The 14,108-nt window shown below is 65.2% G+C and carries 15 protein-coding genes; 10 read left to right on the top strand and 5 right to left on the bottom strand.

Going from position 1 to position 14,108, the window contains the following annotated elements; translation table 11 throughout:
- The first annotated feature begins 139 nt into the window (after nucleotides 1–139).
- Together HYG77_RS29825 and galE are read left to right on the top strand one after the other, a co-directional pair.
- Complete coding sequence (locus HYG77_RS29825; RefSeq protein ID WP_109335161.1) at nucleotides 140–829, top strand: metal-dependent transcriptional regulator; 690 nt, start codon at nucleotides 140–142, stop codon at nucleotides 827–829.
- A gap of 3 nt (nucleotides 830–832) precedes the next feature.
- Complete coding sequence (gene galE, locus HYG77_RS29820; RefSeq protein ID WP_208961394.1) at nucleotides 833–1,825, top strand: UDP-glucose 4-epimerase GalE; 993 nt, start codon at nucleotides 833–835, stop codon at nucleotides 1,823–1,825.
- An 8-nt stretch (nucleotides 1,826–1,833) separates the two neighbouring features.
- Here galE and HYG77_RS29815 read toward each other — a convergent pair whose 3' ends face one another.
- Entirely contained in the window at nucleotides 1,834–2,967 is a 1,134-nt protein-coding gene (locus HYG77_RS29815) for a DUF4192 domain-containing protein (RefSeq protein WP_109330687.1), read from the bottom strand.
- 162 nt (nucleotides 2,968–3,129) lie between these two features.
- Nucleotides 3,130–3,843, bottom strand: coding sequence for a DUF5642 family protein (locus HYG77_RS40010; RefSeq protein WP_244373310.1), 714 nt, complete (start codon nucleotides 3,841–3,843; stop codon nucleotides 3,130–3,132).
- Between the two features lie 198 nt (nucleotides 3,844–4,041).
- Between HYG77_RS40010 and HYG77_RS40005 the strand changes: the two genes are divergently transcribed.
- From HYG77_RS40005 to HYG77_RS29795, 4 genes are all read left to right on the top strand, one after another.
- Nucleotides 4,042–4,203, top strand: coding sequence for a hypothetical protein (locus HYG77_RS40005; RefSeq protein WP_159926358.1), 162 nt, complete (start codon nucleotides 4,042–4,044; stop codon nucleotides 4,201–4,203).
- Nucleotides 4,204–4,431: 228 nt separating this feature from the next.
- Nucleotides 4,432–5,400, top strand: a complete 969-nt coding sequence (locus HYG77_RS29805) for a PAC2 family protein (protein ID WP_208961392.1) — start codon at nucleotides 4,432–4,434, stop codon at nucleotides 5,398–5,400.
- A 145-nt stretch (nucleotides 5,401–5,545) separates the two neighbouring features.
- Nucleotides 5,546–6,583 carry an alpha/beta hydrolase gene (locus HYG77_RS29800; RefSeq protein WP_109330693.1) on the top strand — a complete coding sequence of 346 codons (1,038 nt, stop codon included), beginning with the start codon at nucleotides 5,546–5,548 and terminating at the stop codon, nucleotides 6,581–6,583.
- Nucleotides 6,584–6,623: 40 nt separating this feature from the next.
- Complete coding sequence (locus HYG77_RS29795; RefSeq protein ID WP_208961391.1) at nucleotides 6,624–9,128, top strand: DUF3516 domain-containing protein; 2,505 nt, start codon at nucleotides 6,624–6,626, stop codon at nucleotides 9,126–9,128.
- Nucleotides 9,129–9,132: 4 nt separating this feature from the next.
- On the opposite strand, the gene HYG77_RS29790 is transcribed toward HYG77_RS29795, so the two are convergent.
- Entirely contained in the window at nucleotides 9,133–9,537 is a 405-nt protein-coding gene (locus HYG77_RS29790) for a DUF5997 family protein (RefSeq protein ID WP_109330697.1), read from the bottom strand.
- Between the two features lie 58 nt (nucleotides 9,538–9,595).
- Between HYG77_RS29790 and HYG77_RS29785 the strand changes: the two genes are divergently transcribed.
- Entirely contained in the window at nucleotides 9,596–10,342 is a 747-nt protein-coding gene (locus tag HYG77_RS29785) for a LysR substrate-binding domain-containing protein (RefSeq protein ID WP_109330698.1), read from the top strand.
- A 47-nt stretch (nucleotides 10,343–10,389) separates the two neighbouring features.
- Here the strand turns inward: HYG77_RS29785 and HYG77_RS29780 are convergent, their stop codons facing one another.
- Nucleotides 10,390–11,313 (bottom strand): hydrogen peroxide-inducible genes activator, encoded by a 924-nt coding sequence (locus tag HYG77_RS29780; protein WP_109330700.1) that lies wholly within the window; start codon nucleotides 11,311–11,313, stop codon nucleotides 10,390–10,392.
- 187 nt (nucleotides 11,314–11,500) lie between these two features.
- On the opposite strand from HYG77_RS29780, the gene HYG77_RS29775 reads away from it, so the two are divergent.
- The 3 genes from HYG77_RS29775 to HYG77_RS29765 all read left to right on the top strand — a co-directional run bounded on the left by HYG77_RS29775 (nucleotide 11,501) and on the right by HYG77_RS29765 (nucleotide 13,401).
- The gene (locus HYG77_RS29775) at nucleotides 11,501–12,088 is read left to right on the top strand and encodes a peroxiredoxin (protein ID WP_109330702.1); all 588 of its coding nucleotides are present in this window, start codon (nucleotides 11,501–11,503) and stop codon (nucleotides 12,086–12,088) included.
- A 3-nt stretch (nucleotides 12,089–12,091) separates the two neighbouring features.
- A complete protein-coding gene (locus HYG77_RS29770; RefSeq protein WP_109330704.1) occupies nucleotides 12,092–12,631 on the top strand; it encodes a carboxymuconolactone decarboxylase family protein in 540 nt (179 codons plus the stop codon).
- Between the two features lie 89 nt (nucleotides 12,632–12,720).
- Complete coding sequence (locus HYG77_RS29765; protein ID WP_109330706.1) at nucleotides 12,721–13,401, top strand: PhzF family phenazine biosynthesis protein; 681 nt, start codon at nucleotides 12,721–12,723, stop codon at nucleotides 13,399–13,401.
- On the opposite strand, the gene HYG77_RS29760 is transcribed toward HYG77_RS29765, so the two are convergent.
- Nucleotides 13,387–14,100, bottom strand: coding sequence for a hypothetical protein (locus tag HYG77_RS29760; RefSeq protein WP_208961390.1), 714 nt, complete (start codon nucleotides 14,098–14,100; stop codon nucleotides 13,387–13,389). The genes HYG77_RS29765 and HYG77_RS29760 overlap by 15 nt on opposite strands.
- Between the last annotated feature and the right edge of the window lie 8 nt (nucleotides 14,101–14,108).

The following is a 14,108-nucleotide window of genomic DNA, read 5'->3' as shown; positions in this document are numbered from 1 at the left end:
GGGGCCGGGGCCCGCGCGAGCAGACCCCTCCCGGGGCCCGGGGACTGCCCGAACAGGCCCGGCCGGGCGCGCTCCGGGAGGGAGCGCGCCGGTGAGGGCGGATGACCGGTAGAATCGGCAAGGACGAAGGGGTGTGAGTGTGAAGGATCTGGTCGACACCACGGAGATGTACCTCCGGACGATCTACGACTTGGAAGAAGAGGGCGTCGTCCCACTTCGAGCACGGATTGCCGAACGACTGGAGCAGAGCGGCCCGACGGTGAGCCAGACCGTCGCCCGGATGGAACGCGACGGCCTTCTCCTGGTCGCCGGTGACCGCCATCTGGAACTGACGGAGAAGGGGCGCGAGCTTGCGGTGTCGGTCATGCGTAAGCACCGACTGGCGGAGCGCCTTCTGGTCGACATCATCGGCCTGAAGTGGGAAGAGGTCCATGCCGAGGCGTGCCGCTGGGAGCACGTCATGAGCGAAGAGGTCGAACGGCGGCTCGTGGAGGTGCTCAACAACCCCACCACGTCGCCGTACGGAAATCCGATTCCCGGACTTGCCCTGCTCGGCCTCGAACGCCCGGTGGACGCGCCGGAGACACTCATCCGTCTCACGGACGTTCCTCCCGGTAAGCCGACAGCTGTGGTCGTGCGGCGCCTCGCCGAGCACGTTCAGTCGGATCCCGATGTCATCGGTCAACTGCGTGAGGCAGGCGTGGTTCCGGACGCCCGCGTGACGGTCGAGACCAAACCGGGATCGGTCACGATCACCGTGCCCGGTCACAGCGGGTTCGACCTTTCCGAAGAGATGGCGCACGCCGTCCAGGTGAAGGTCCAGGGATAGTCGATGAAACTTCTCGTCACCGGCGGCGCCGGTTATGTCGGCAGTGTGTGCAGCACCGTGTTGCTCGAGCGGGGACACGAGGTCGTCATCATCGACGACCTGTCCACGGGCAATGCCGACGCGGTGCCGCTCGGTGCCGAGTTCATCGAAGGTGATGTCGCCGACGTCGCCGTGGATGTCCTCGGGACCGGCGGAACTCCCAGGTTCGACGGTGTGCTGCACTTCGCGGCGCAGTCGCTCGTCGGCGAGTCCGTGGAGTACCCGGAGAAGTATTGGCGCGGCAACGTCGTCACCACTCTCGAACTCCTCGAAGCCATGCGACATTCGGGAACGTGGCGGCTCGTCTTCTCCTCGACGGCCGCAACGTACGGTGAGCCGGAGCATTCGCCGATCACCGAGGCGGATCCGACCCGTCCCACGAATCCGTACGGAGCCACCAAACTCGCCATCGACCATGCCATCACGTCCTACGCAGTGGCACATTCGTTCGCGGCGACGAGCCTGCGCTATTTCAACGTGGCGGGCGCGTACAAGTCGGTCGGCGAAAACCGGGTCGTGGAAACGCATTTGATCCCTCTGGTGCTTCAGGTCGCGCTCGGCCAACGCGAGAAGATTTCGATGTTCGGAACCGACTGGCCCACGCCGGACGGGACGGCGGTGCGCGACTACATTCACGTTCTCGATCTGGCCGAGGCGCATCTGCTCGCGCTCGAGTCGTCCATCGAAGGCCGTCACAGAATCTACAACCTCGGAAGCGGTGCGGGATTCAGTGTCCGCGAGGTGATCTCGGCATGTGCCCGGGTCACCGGGCTGCCCATCCCGGTGGAGGACGCGCCGCGCCGAGCCGGCGACCCAGCGATTCTCGTCGCGTCCAGTGACCGCGCCATCGCGGAACTCGGGTGGCGGCCGGAACACACCGATCTCGATGAGATCGTCGCCGACGCGTGGGCCTATCTGCAACAACTCGGCGACAGGTCCCACGCGGCGCGGCGATGATGCTGTTCTCAGGTGTCGATCGGCGGCGGCAGGGTGACGCCGATCTTCCGCGCTGAGTCGTAGCCGAGACCGGCCAGTTCACGAACCGCCGCCGGCCGAAGTCCCGATTGCAAGGCGTTGTCCAGGAGCGCGGCCAATGCATGATCGGGATCGGCTTCCAGTGCCGCGCAGAAGGCAACGCCGGCCAGCGGTCCGTCGCCACGTACGTACGCGCTGTACCCGAGAAGGGCTGCTGCGGTGGCCCGTTCGGGATCGGGAAGATGACGTGCCAGCAGAATCCACAGTTGTTCGGCATCGTCGGCATATGCGCTGACGGCGAGTGCGAGAAGACTGTCGCGAACAACCAGATTGTCCAGTGCCAGGGCCAGCTCGACATATTCGTGCGCGGCCACTCCCTGTCCCGAATGCAACCGTGCGATGTGGGCCAGCACGAATTCAAGTTCGCGGCGATCACCCCGGGTGTCGGTGCGTCCCGCGAATTGGCCTCTCGGCGCGGCAGATTCGCGAACATCGTCGAGGAGTTCGGCGATGCGGACCCGCTCGCCGACCGGACCTGCCTCTACGGTCGCTTCCAGATCTTCACGGGACGACCGGATTGCCCGGCCACTGACGACCTGCGCCACGGCGACATGAGAGGCCGCCGGATCCGATTGCACACCGTATCGTCCCCCACCCAGCAGTCCGAACCACCGGTTGCCGGCGCCGATGTCGGCGGTCACGAAGACATCGAGCAGTTCGGTGGACGTCCGATCCAGGAGGTCCTCGAATTCCGACACGATACTTGCCACTTCGGCCCGTGACGTGTCCGTAGGATCCGCGAATCGGTCGTCGACGAGGACGACCAGCACGCCCGTGGCCTGTTCACGCTCGCATACCACAGCGAATTGGTCCACGGCCGCGCACATGGGTGCAGTCGGTATATCACCGCCACCGAGCACGAGGTCGTGCCTCATCACGGCCCCGACCGTCGAATCATCCGTCAAACACACGGCTACGATGGACCGTTCCGGACGGAAGCCGAGGAGCGCGGGGATCGCGGCGAGGAGGTCGCCGGGATCGCACAGGCGGAGCTGCTCGGGCGGCAAGAAGTGTCGGCCGGTGGGGTCGGAACCGGACCTGTGTGGAAACGCGGACGTCGTCATGCACTTGACTCTGAACGCGCACCGGAGCCCCCGAATTCACCGACCAGCGACAATGGGTCGGGCTGTGGATGAGCGGCAGGTTGTGGACAAACGGGCAGCCGAGCCGGACGAATGCGCTGTGGACCCGCGCAGGGTGTCGGAGCCGTGTGCTATCTGCCGCGCTCAGCCTGCTCGAACCTTCTGCACCGCTCTCGTGAACACGTCGTCGAGCGCCGAGGTGTCCGCCGTGGCGTGTCCGAAGGACATGAACGTTGCCGACACACGGACATCCCCTACCTGCGCGATCAACGTCAGCATCGACTGCGTGACCTTGTCGCCGTCACTGCCGGATCGAACCGTGCGGCGCAGGGCCAGCGTGTCGTCCGCTCGAATCGGCGGGGCAGGCATGATGTCGGTGGCGACCGTCGATTCGGCACCGCTGGCCGCTACGGTCATCTCACCGCAATTCGCCGTCTGCTGCTCGAGTTCGTCGAGCGGTGTGTCTGTCTTGGCGAGCTCGACCGTGATCGTCGACCGGCTCGCGTTGTCGGTGCCCACGGCCATCACCGTTCCGGTCGGTCCGTAGTCCTGGGCCGGCGGAGCACACTCCGACGGATCGACGACGGCGTCCTGGGGAACACCCGTGAGATCCGGTGCGGCCATCGACACGGCGTGCGGCGGCAGCACGATCGCCTGATATTTGGACGGGAAGTCGGACGGCTCCAACAACAGTGCCGACAAACCCCTGCCGGAGGGCACCCCGGCCGCGATGCTGCTGGAGGGCTGAGCCACACCCGGGACCTCGGACGCGCACGACGCGAGCGCCCCGGCTACCGCGGCAAGCACAGCGACAGGAAGGAGGACCGCGCTTCGACTCGTCGTACGCCGCGAACTCACCGTCGACCTCCCGTACCGCTGCTGGCGGCTCGTCAACCGAGCCCTTTCCGCCACTCTGCCAGAAGTCCGCAGTGCCCTCGGGGAGGCAGAGCGTTCAACTTCGCGCGGGCGATGGGCCCGCGGATTCGGCACCTCGGTACCCGCGTCCACGCCTTTTTCCGAGAGGAGCTGCCATTGTCCTGGGCGTATCGTGAAAAGATGAAGACCAAATCGGTTCAATACGAGCTCGCCCGGCGATTGGCCGAGCGGGATCAACTGAACGTCGACATCCTCGAACTCGAGGGTCGGCTCGCACGAGCACAGCGCCGACTTCACGAGTTGTCCACCGAAATCGCTTCGCTGGGGCACGTCGAGCACTGAGTACCGCCCATCCGCCCAGGAGCGCGGATGCCGTTCGCGGCGACCTGCCCACACCACGCTGGGCATGGGAGCTCGCTGTGGGCGAACACGGAAACGGGGTACACGGGAATTATCCGTTGCCTTCGAGGCGTTCCCCCGAAGCAGACCTCCGCGAAGAATGTCCGACGTATCGATGCCGGAGACGATAGGGGACACTGGAGGTCACGCACGAAGGAGATGAGGTCTGTGATGGACGAACAGTCGAAGATGTACGAACTCGAGTTTCCCGCACCGCAGCTGTCCTCCGCGGACGGGCAGGGACCGGTGCTGATCCACGGACTCGAAGGTTTCTCCGACGCGGGCCACGCCGTCAAACTCGCCACAACGCACCTCCGGGAGAGCCTCGAGAGCGAATTGGTTGCCTCCTTCGCGGTGGACGAACTGGTCGACTATCGCTCACGTCGCCCGACCATGACCTTCAAGTCCGACCACTTCTCGGACTACGACCAGCCGGAACTGAATCTGTATGCCCTGAAGGACACGACAGGGACCCCCTTCCTTCTGCTGGCCGGAATGGAGCCCGACCTGCGGTGGGAACGCTTCACCACGGCGGTGCGCCTGCTGGCGGAACAACTCGGTGTCCGGCGCACAGTGGGTATCAATGCGATCCCGATGGCGATTCCGCATACTCGGCCGCTGGGAGTGACTGCTCATTCGACCAACAAGGAATTGATCAAGGACCACCAGCGCTGGGCCGGCGAACTTCAGGTACCCGGCAGCGCGTCGTCGTTGATCGAGTTACGGATGGCGCAGCACGGTCACGAATCGATCGGGTTTTCCGTTCACGTTCCGCACTACCTTGCGCAGACCGACTACCCGGGGGCGGCTGAAACCCTCCTCGAGAATGTTAGTGAGGTCACAGATCTCCAGCTGCCCCTCAACGCGCTCGGCGAGGCAGCCGCACGGGTGAAGGAACAGGTCGACGAGCACATCGCGGGTAACGAAGAGGTCCAAACCGTGGTTCATGCCCTCGAGCGTCAGTACGATGCCTACGTAACGGCCCAGGAGCAGCAGTCGAGCCTCCTGGCCAGCGAGGAAGACCTTCCGAGCGGGGACGAATTGGGGGCCGAATTCGAGCGCTTCCTTGCCGAGCAAGCGCAGCAGGACGGCCATGGAGAGCGGTCCGATGGCGAGTCCGGAACAGCGGGCGGAGCCTGACGGAAAGGCGGCTGTGCGGCCGCCACCCGGTTGCTGTGCGACCGCCCTGATCAGTTGTTCACCGGACGCCCGTGCAATAGCGTCGAACCGAAGCGGATGATTGAGAGGTCAACATTCGGGAAGTTCACCTAGTTCAGGAGGCGACATGAGCGACACTCGCATTCGTAAGCTCAGGCCTGTTCCCGACGCCGAAACCCGCATGATGTTTCGCACCATCCACGGATACCGTCGCGCGTTCCGCATGGCCGGTGAGGGCCCAGCCCTCCTGCTGATCCATGGAATCGGGGACAACTCGTCCACCTGGACCGAGATCATCCCGCATCTGGCCCGCAACTACACAGTCATCGCACCGGACCTTCTCGGTCACGGACGCTCCGACAAGCCCCGCGCCGACTACTCCGTGGCGGCCTACGCCAACGGCATGCGCGATTTACTCTCGACCCTCGGCATCGACAACGTCACCGTCATCGGGCACTCACTCGGTGGCGGAGTAGCCATGCAGTTCGCCTACCAGTTCCCGCAGATGGTCGACCGATTGGTTTTAGTCTCTGCCGGCGGCGTCACCAAGGACGTCCATCCCCTACTCCGCCTCGCGTCGGTCCCGATCCTGAACGAGGCCCTCAAACTGCTGCGCATTCCCGGGGCAATGCCGACGGTCCGGCTGCTCGGCAATGCGATCGGCCAGCTCAACGGAACCAGGCTCCGCCCCGGCGCCATCCTGCACGACACCCCGGATCTCGTCCGCGTGCTCGCCGAGCTCTACGACCCCACGGCGTACGAGGCGTACCTACGCACGCTGCGCGCGGTCGTCGACTGGCGCGGTCAGGTGGTCACGATGCTCGACCGGTGTTACCTGACCGAGAACCTCCCGGTGCAACTCATCTGGGGGGACCAGGATGCGGTCATCCCGGTCGCTCACGCCCACCTCGCTCATGCCGCCATGCCGGGTTCACACCTCGAGATCTTTCGCGGTGCCGGTCACTTCCCGTTCCGGGACGACCCGATGCGCTTTCTGCGCACCATCGAGAAGTTCCTCGCCGGCACTCGTCCGCTGGCATTCGACGAGGCCAGATGGCGGCAGATGTTGATTTCCGGTGTCGGCGAGGGAACGATCACCGGCAGTGCGTCCACCCGAATGGCTGTTCTCGACGCCATGGGTTCCGACGAACGCAGCGCGACATAGGCGCGAGAGCGGCGTACTGCTGTACGGCTAGCCTGTAGCAGTGCTTCTTCCCGACCTTCTCCCCGAAGACGCGGATCCTGATTCCGTTTTCGACGCCTTCACCTCGTGGACCGAAGATCGAGGTCTGCGGCTCTATCCCGCCCAAGAAGAGTCGATCATGGAGCTCGTCTCCGGCGCCAATGTGATCCTGGCGACGCCCACCGGATCCGGCAAGTCGATGGTCGCGGTCGGTGCGCACTTCTTCGCCATGGCCACCGGAAAGCGCACCTTCTACACCGCGCCCATCAAGGCCCTGGTGAGCGAGAAGTTCTTCGCGCTCTGTGAGGTGTTCGGCGCGGAGAATGTCGGAATGATGACCGGTGACGCCGCCGTCAACTCCCGGGCGCCCATCATCTGCGCGACTGCAGAAATCGTCGCGAATCTTGCGCTACGTGAGGGACCCGACTCCGACATCGGGCAAGTCGTGATGGACGAGTTCCACTTCTATTCCGAGCCGGATCGCGGCTGGGCGTGGCAGGTGCCCCTCATCGAACTCCCCCACACCCAGTTCCTCTTGATGTCGGCCACCTTGGGTGAGGTCGACTTCTTCTCCACCGACCTCACGAGGCGCACGGGCAGGCCTACCACCGTCGTCGCCGGTACCGAGCGACCCGTCCCGCTGATGTTCTCGTATGCGACCACCCCGGTGAGCGAGACCATCGAAGAACTGGTGACCACCAATCAGGCTCCCGTATACGTCGTGCACTTCACCCAGGCCGCGGCGCTCGAACGTGCCCAAGCGCTGACCAGTGTGAACTTCTGTTCCCGCGCCGAAAAGGATGCCATCGCCGAGGCACTCGGCGGCTTCCGTTTCACCACCGGCTTCGGCAAGACCCTCTCCCGCCTCGTGCGGCACGGTATCGGTGTGCACCATGCGGGGATGCTGCCCAAGTACCGCAGGCTGATCGAGAAGCTGGCCCAGGACGGACTGCTCAAAGTGATCTGTGGCACCGACACACTGGGGGTGGGCATCAACGTGCCCATCCGCACCGTGCTCCTCACCGGCCTGACCAAGTTCGACGGCAGCCGCACGCGTCACCTGCGTGCGCGCGAATTCCATCAGATCGCGGGACGTGCCGGCCGAGCCGGGTACGACACCCTCGGCACCGTCGTGGTCCAGGCCCCCGAGCACGAGGTCGAGAACCTGCGGGCACTGGCCAAAGCCGGCGACGACCCGAAGAAACGTAGGAAGGTCCAGCGTAAGAAGGCGCCGGACGGATTCGTTTCGTGGAGCGAGGCCACGTTCGACCGCCTCGTCGCAGCCTCACCCGAGCCGTTGATCTCACGGTTCTCGGTATCGAACTCCATGCTGCTCAATGTCATCGCGCGACCCGGCAATTGTTTCGCCTCGATGCGGCATCTCCTCGAGGACAACCACGAGTCGCGGCCCGCGCAGCGTAAGCACATCTTGAAGGCACTGTCGCTGTATCGCGGGTTGATCGACGCCGGCATCGTGCAGCGGCTGGACGAACCTGATGCCGATGGGCGGATGGCCCGCCTCACGATGGAACTGCAACGGGACTTCGCTCTCAACCAACCGTTGTCGACATTCGCGCTCGCGGCGCTGGAACTACTCGACGCGGAGTCGGAATCCTATGCGCTCGACGTTGTCTCGGTCATCGAGTCGACCCTCGACGACCCGCGGCAGGTACTCATGGCGCAGCAGCATGCCGCCCGCGGCGAGGCTGTGGCGCAGATGAAGGCGGACGGAATCGAGTACGACGAGCGCATGGAACTCCTCGAGGAGGTCACGTGGCCGAAGCCGTTGTCCGATGTACTGTTCCCGGCGTTCGAGATGTATCGCGGTGGGCACCCGTGGATTTCGGAGTTTGCGCTGTCACCCAAGTCGGTGGTCCGCGACATGGTCGAGCGGGCAATGACCTTCGCCGAGCTCGTCAGCCACTACGGACTGGCACGGTCCGAGGGACTGGTCCTGCGCTACCTCGCCGACGCCTATCGCGCCTTGCGGCAGACGGTTCCGACGGAAGCTCGGACGGAAGAACTCGACGATCTCATCGAGTGGCTGGGTGAACTCATCCGCCAGGTGGATTCCAGCCTGCTCGACGAGTGGGAATCACTTACCGATCCGGGCGCGGAAGGTGACGTTCAGCAGGTCGCGTTCGGTGCCGACGTCCCACGACCCATTTCCGCCAACGAACGTGCCTTCCGGGTGATGGTGCGCAATGCGATGTTCCGGCGCATCGAGCTGGCGTCACGGCGACGGTGGTCCGAGCTCGAGGCGCTCGGCGACGGCATCGACGCGTACGAGTGGGAAGAACAGCTCCTCCCCTACTTCGACGAGTACTCCACCGTGGGCACCGGACCCTCCGCGCGTGGACCCCAGCTCTTCCAGGTGGAGGTGGCCCCCGAGTTCTGGCGCGTGCGTCAGGTCCTCGAGGACCCGCAGGGCGATCACGGCTGGGCCTTGACCGCCGTCGTCGATCTCCCCGAGTCCGATGCCGCCGGAGAAGTGGTGTTCGACGAACTCAGCATCGTCGAGGGCTAGCGGTTCACGAACGTCGTTTCCGGGGCTGATCGCGTCGTGCCGCCTTCTTCTCCTTGATACGCACGGCCTCCTGCCGAACCTCGGCCTGGGTGGCGCGCTCCTGCTGCAACCACTCCGGCCGATCCGCCATGAGGCTGTCGATCTCCTCGGTGGTGAGGGCCTCGGTGACCCCGCCACGCGCGAGGCCCGCGATGGAGACCCCCAGCTTCGCCGCGACCACGGAACGCGGGTGCGGGCCGTTGCGCCGCAGTTCGAGCAACCACTCGGGCGGATCGGACTGCAGCGCGGTGAGCTCGTCGCGGGACACGACACCCTCCTGGAACTCGGCAGGTGTGGCTTCGAGGTACACACCCAGCTTCTTCGCCGCGGTTGCCGGCTTCATCGTCTGGGTGCTCTTGTGCGACGTCATGGTGCCAAGAGTAACGAGGATGCGCAGTGGTTCCGACCACGGCCGGTAGCCTGACGGAGTGACAGACGCGGTAGTGCCCCCTTCGTTCCGCCTTGCGTACGTCCCGGGGGTGACACCCACCAAGTGGATCCGGATCTGGAACGAGCGGATGCCCGACGTACCCCTCACCCTGATTGCGCTGTCCGCGGCCGACGCGCCGGCAGCTCTGCGAGACGGCGAGGTGGACGCCGGGCTCGTCCGGGTGCCGATCGACGGGGAAGGCCTCAGCGCCATCCCCCTCTATGCCGAGACCCCCGTCGTCGTCATCCCCCGAGAGCATGTGGTGGCAGCGGTGGACGAGATCGCCGTGGAGGACCTTGCGGACGACGTCGTGCTGCATCCCCTCGACGACATTCTCGAATGGGCAAAATTGCCCGGAGTACCGGCGAAGGAGCGTCCGGCCACGACGGCGGATGCGATCGAACTGGTGGCGGCCGGAGTGGGCCTCGTCGTCGTACCGCAGTCGCTGGCCCGGCTGCATCACCGTAAGGATCTGACGTTCCGGCCGGTGACCGACGGCCCCGAGTCGCGGATCGCCCTGTCGTGGCACGAGGATCGGAAAACGGAACTGGTCGAGGAGTTCATCGGAATCGTGCGCGGGCGCACGGTCAACAGTTCGCGAGGGCGTCCACCGGCCGAGCCGGTGAAGAAGAAACGTCCGGAACCCGGCGCTACGCGGCAGCAGCGGGCAGCCGGGAACAAGAATGCCCGTGGAGGTTCGGGGAAGCGCGGTGGCAGCCGCGGGAAACCTCGCCGCCGGTCGTGAGTTCGCGCCGGGGTCTCAGTCCCGAGCGGTGAGCCGCCGTCGGCGGCTCAGTGTGAAGTAGTGACCGGGGCCGAGTTCGTGAGCAGGGCCGCCAGCTGCCCGTAGTCTTCGGCGCGCGCACTCGACGAGCGGAAGACGAGTCCGATCGTCCGGCCCGGAGCGGGGGCGGCGAAGCGTGCGGTGGCCAAGGGGCCGCGCCCGATCTCTACCCGCACGGCACACTCGGGGACCAGCGTCACCCCAAGCCCGCCAGCAACGCACTGGACCACCGTCGACAGCGACGTCGCGCGGGTGTCGCCCGCCATAGGCTGGACATCCGCCGATCTGCAGAGGTCGAGGGTCTGGTCCCGCAAACAGTGACCTTCGTCGAGGAGCAGGAGCGGCAACGCACCCAGCACCGAGGGCGAGATACCCGTATGTCCGGCCAGCTCATGCCCTTCGGGCACGACCATCACGAAGTCTTCTGTGTACAGCGGTATTTCGGTGAGCCCGGCCGCGCCGCTGGGCAGTGCCATCACCGCGACGTCGAGCGAGCCGGTGCGCAGTGATTCGAGAAGGCGCGCAGTCTGATCCTCGATCACCTGTGGTTCCAGAGCGGGCATGTCCTGCCGGAGGGCCGGCAGCAATGCGGGCAACACGTACGGGGCCACAGTGGGGATCAGTCCGATCCGTAGCGGTCCGGTGAGCCGCTCCCCCACGCCCGCCGCCGTCGCGACGAAACCATCGGTGGCTTCGAGGATGACCTTCGCCTGGCCGAGCAGTCTCTCACCGGCTGTGGTCACGAGAACCCGGCGGGTACTGCGTTCGATCAGCTGTACGCCGAGGCCGCTTTCGAGGGCGGCGAGGGACTGGGAGAGTGTGGGTTGGCTCACACTCAAACGTGTAGCCGCAGTGCCGAAATGGCGGTGTTCGGCCACCGCGACGAACGCACGCAGCTGCGACAGTGTGGGTTGATAACTCTGATCAGCCATGCCTATCAGTGTAGAGACATCTATCGGCTTTACCTTTCAGCCGGTTTCGTGCAGAATGGAATCACACCAGAAAACGCGGGTGCACGACCTTCGTGCCACCCGCTTCCGGTACCGAAACCCTCAACTGCGCCTTCGGGTGTGGTTGCACTGCGTTCGACGTGTTCACAAGACAAGTAGGAGGACGAATATGGCTCTGCTCACCATCGGCGATCAGTTCCCCGCGTACAACCTGAAAGCCGTCATCGGCGGTGACCTCTCCAAGGTCGACGCCCAGCAGCCCGACGACTACTTCACCACGATCACCAGCGACGACCACGCCGGCAAGTGGCGGATCGTCTTCTTCTGGCCCAAGGACTTCACGTTCGTGTGCCCCACCGAGATCGCCGCATTCGGCAAGCTGAACGACGAGTTCGCCGACCGCGACGCGCAGGTGCTCGGTGCGTCCGTCGACAACGAGTTCGTCCACTTCCAGTGGCGTGCACAGCACGAGGACCTGAAGACCCTTCCCTTCCCGATCCTTTCGGACCTCAAGCGTGAACTGGTCGAGGCCACCGGCGTTCTCAACGCCGACGGTGTCGCCGACCGCGCCACCTTCATCGTCGACCCCAACAACGAGGTTCAGTTCGTCTCCGTCACCGCCGGTTCCGTGGGCCGCAACGTCGACGAGGTCCTTCGTGTCCTCGACGCCCTGCAGTCCGACGAGCTGTGCGCCTGCAACTGGAAGAAGGGCGATCCGACGATCGACGCCGGCGAACTGCTGACTGCGAGCGTCTGAGTCATGACTGTCGAGAATCTGAAGAACTCACTCCCCGAATACGCCAAGGACCTCAAGCTCAATCTGAGTTCCATCGCGCGCAGTACCGTGCTGAACGAGCAGCAGCTGTGGGGCACCCTCCTCGCCACCGCAGCCGCCACCAAGTCGGCGACCACCTTGAAGGAGATCGCCGAAGAGGCGGCCGACTCGCTGTCGGCCGAGGCCTACAACGCAGCTCTGGGTGCCGCGTCGATCATGGGCATGAACAACGTCTTCTACCGGACCAAGGGCTACCTTGACGGTAAGTACGACGATCTCCGTGCGGGCCTGCGGATGAACATCATCGGCAACCCGGGTGTCGACAAGGCCGATTTCGAGCTGTGGTCGCTCGCGGTCTCCGCGATCAACGGCTGCAACCACTGCCTCGAAGCCCACGAGAACACCCTCCGGCAGGAAGGCGTCGACCGTGAGGTGATTTTCGAAGCGATCCGCGCCGGTTCGATCGTCGCGGGTGTCGCTCAGGCCGTCGAGGCCAACGAGACCCTCGCCACCGCGAGCGTCTGACACCTCGCAGAGGTAACTCCCGAAGGGCCCCGCTCGCGTACTGCGCATGCGGGGCCCTTCGTCGCTCCTCGGAGCGATAGAGTGCGTCAATGCCCCTTCACGTAGACGTCGTCCGGGTATTCACGGACGAGAACGGACGCCACGGCAATCCGCTCGGCATCGTCGATGCGTCGACCGTCCCGCCCGGCGACCGGCAGAAAGTCGCCGCTGCCCTCGGATACAGCGAGACGATCTTCGTCGATCTCCCCGCCCCGGGCGACGACTCCGCCCGCGCGGTAATTTTCACACCCGGAACCGAGCTTCCCTTTGCAGGACACCCCACCGTCGGGCTGTCCTGGTGGCTGCGTGAACGCGGTACCGCAGTGAAGACGCTGGACGTACCAGCCGGACCTGTGACCACCCGGCACTCGGGTGCCATCACCTGGGTGCGGGCAAAGCCGGAGTGGGCGCCCGAATTCTCGCTGTACCCGATGAACAGCGTGAGGGCCATCGAGACCGCAGATCCGAAGAAGTTCGGCAAGGGCCACCACTACCTGTGGGCCTGGACCGACAAGGTGGAGCACTCGATTCGATCACGAATGTTTGCGCCCGACATGGGCATCGTGGAGGACGAGGCGACTGGAGCGGCCGCCGTCCGCATCACCGCTCACCTTCGGCACGCCCTGCTGATCACGCAGGGCCGCGGGTCCGAACTGCGCACCACGTACGACCCGGCCGGCTGGGTCGAGGTCGGCGGGCGTGTACATGCCGAAAAGTCACGAACCCTCTGACGGGCGACGGCCTCGCCCCGCTGCGAGATCGGCGTCGCTGAGGACGACCTCGATCTCGCGGCCCAGCGTGACACCGGGGACAAGGGGAAGCCGGTCGCCACTCCAGAACTTTCCGGGGTCGTACCAACTCGTGCGGTGATCCCCGGCGAGAAGGCCCATCTCTTCGTAGGTTGTGGCGACCACCTCGGCACAGTAGGCACTTTCGAGGCTCCCCGAACTCCTCCCCGAACGCCGGCCGAGAGGGAGCCGTCCACCGAACCAGCGAGAAGCGAGTTTCGCGGTTGAGGGGAACGGAGTTCCGTCGAGTCGCGCAATGGTCCGCATCAGCGCGTCTTCCTGTTCCTTCGTCGCGGGCTCCGCGAGCTGCCGCAACCACCCGCGCTGTCCGTAACGGGCACCCCACACCTGGACGGCAGCGCGTAGATCGTGCAACTGCACGCCGCGTTGAAAATGCCCGGTCCACATGTCCTGCAACGAATGCCCGAGTTCCGCGTGCCACATCAGCGGCGGCAGATCTTCGAGCACCACCGACATGCCCACGTGGTTGACGGGGCTGTTGGTCAGCGTCTGAATGGCCCGGTCCGCCGGCGATTCTCCGCGGAAGATCCAGATATCTCCCGTGCGGGTGACGTTCACCGCGGTGTCGAGGTCGATACGGGAACCGGCCGATCGAGCGTCGGTGTGCGAGGGCGCGTGCATGGGCTCTA

Source organism: Rhodococcus sp. ZPP (genome assembly GCF_017656075.1).
GTDB lineage: Bacteria > Actinomycetota > Actinomycetes > Mycobacteriales > Mycobacteriaceae > Rhodococcus_F > Rhodococcus_F oxybenzonivorans.
This window is presented reverse-complemented; position numbering and strand designations above follow the sequence as displayed.

Bases quoted from the DNA above. Each gene is read 5' to 3' on its own strand.
- HYG77_RS29780 (WP_109330700.1), bottom strand. From the start codon at position 11,313: ATGGCTGATCAGAGTTATCAACCCACACTGTCGCAGCTGCGTGCGTTC.
- HYG77_RS29790 (WP_109330697.1), bottom strand. From the start codon at position 9,537: ATGACGTCGCACAAGAGCACCCAGACGATGAAGCCGGCAACCGCGGCG.
- HYG77_RS29765 (WP_109330706.1), top strand. From the start codon at position 12,721: ATGCCCCTTCACGTAGACGTCGTCCGGGTATTCACGGACGAGAACGGA.
- HYG77_RS29775 (WP_109330702.1), top strand. From the start codon at position 11,501: ATGGCTCTGCTCACCATCGGCGATCAGTTCCCCGCGTACAACCTGAAA.
- HYG77_RS29815 (WP_109330687.1), bottom strand. From the start codon at position 2,967: ATGACGACGTCCGCGTTTCCACACAGGTCCGGTTCCGACCCCACCGGC.
- HYG77_RS29760 (WP_208961390.1), bottom strand. From the start codon at position 14,100: ATGCACGCGCCCTCGCACACCGACGCTCGATCGGCCGGTTCCCGTATC.
- HYG77_RS29770 (WP_109330704.1), top strand. From the start codon at position 12,092: ATGACTGTCGAGAATCTGAAGAACTCACTCCCCGAATACGCCAAGGAC.
- galE (WP_208961394.1), top strand. From the start codon at position 833: ATGAAACTTCTCGTCACCGGCGGCGCCGGTTATGTCGGCAGTGTGTGC.
- HYG77_RS29800 (WP_109330693.1), top strand. From the start codon at position 5,546: ATGAGCGACACTCGCATTCGTAAGCTCAGGCCTGTTCCCGACGCCGAA.
- HYG77_RS29805 (WP_208961392.1), top strand. From the start codon at position 4,432: ATGGACGAACAGTCGAAGATGTACGAACTCGAGTTTCCCGCACCGCAG.
- HYG77_RS40005 (WP_159926358.1), top strand. From the start codon at position 4,042: ATGAAGACCAAATCGGTTCAATACGAGCTCGCCCGGCGATTGGCCGAG.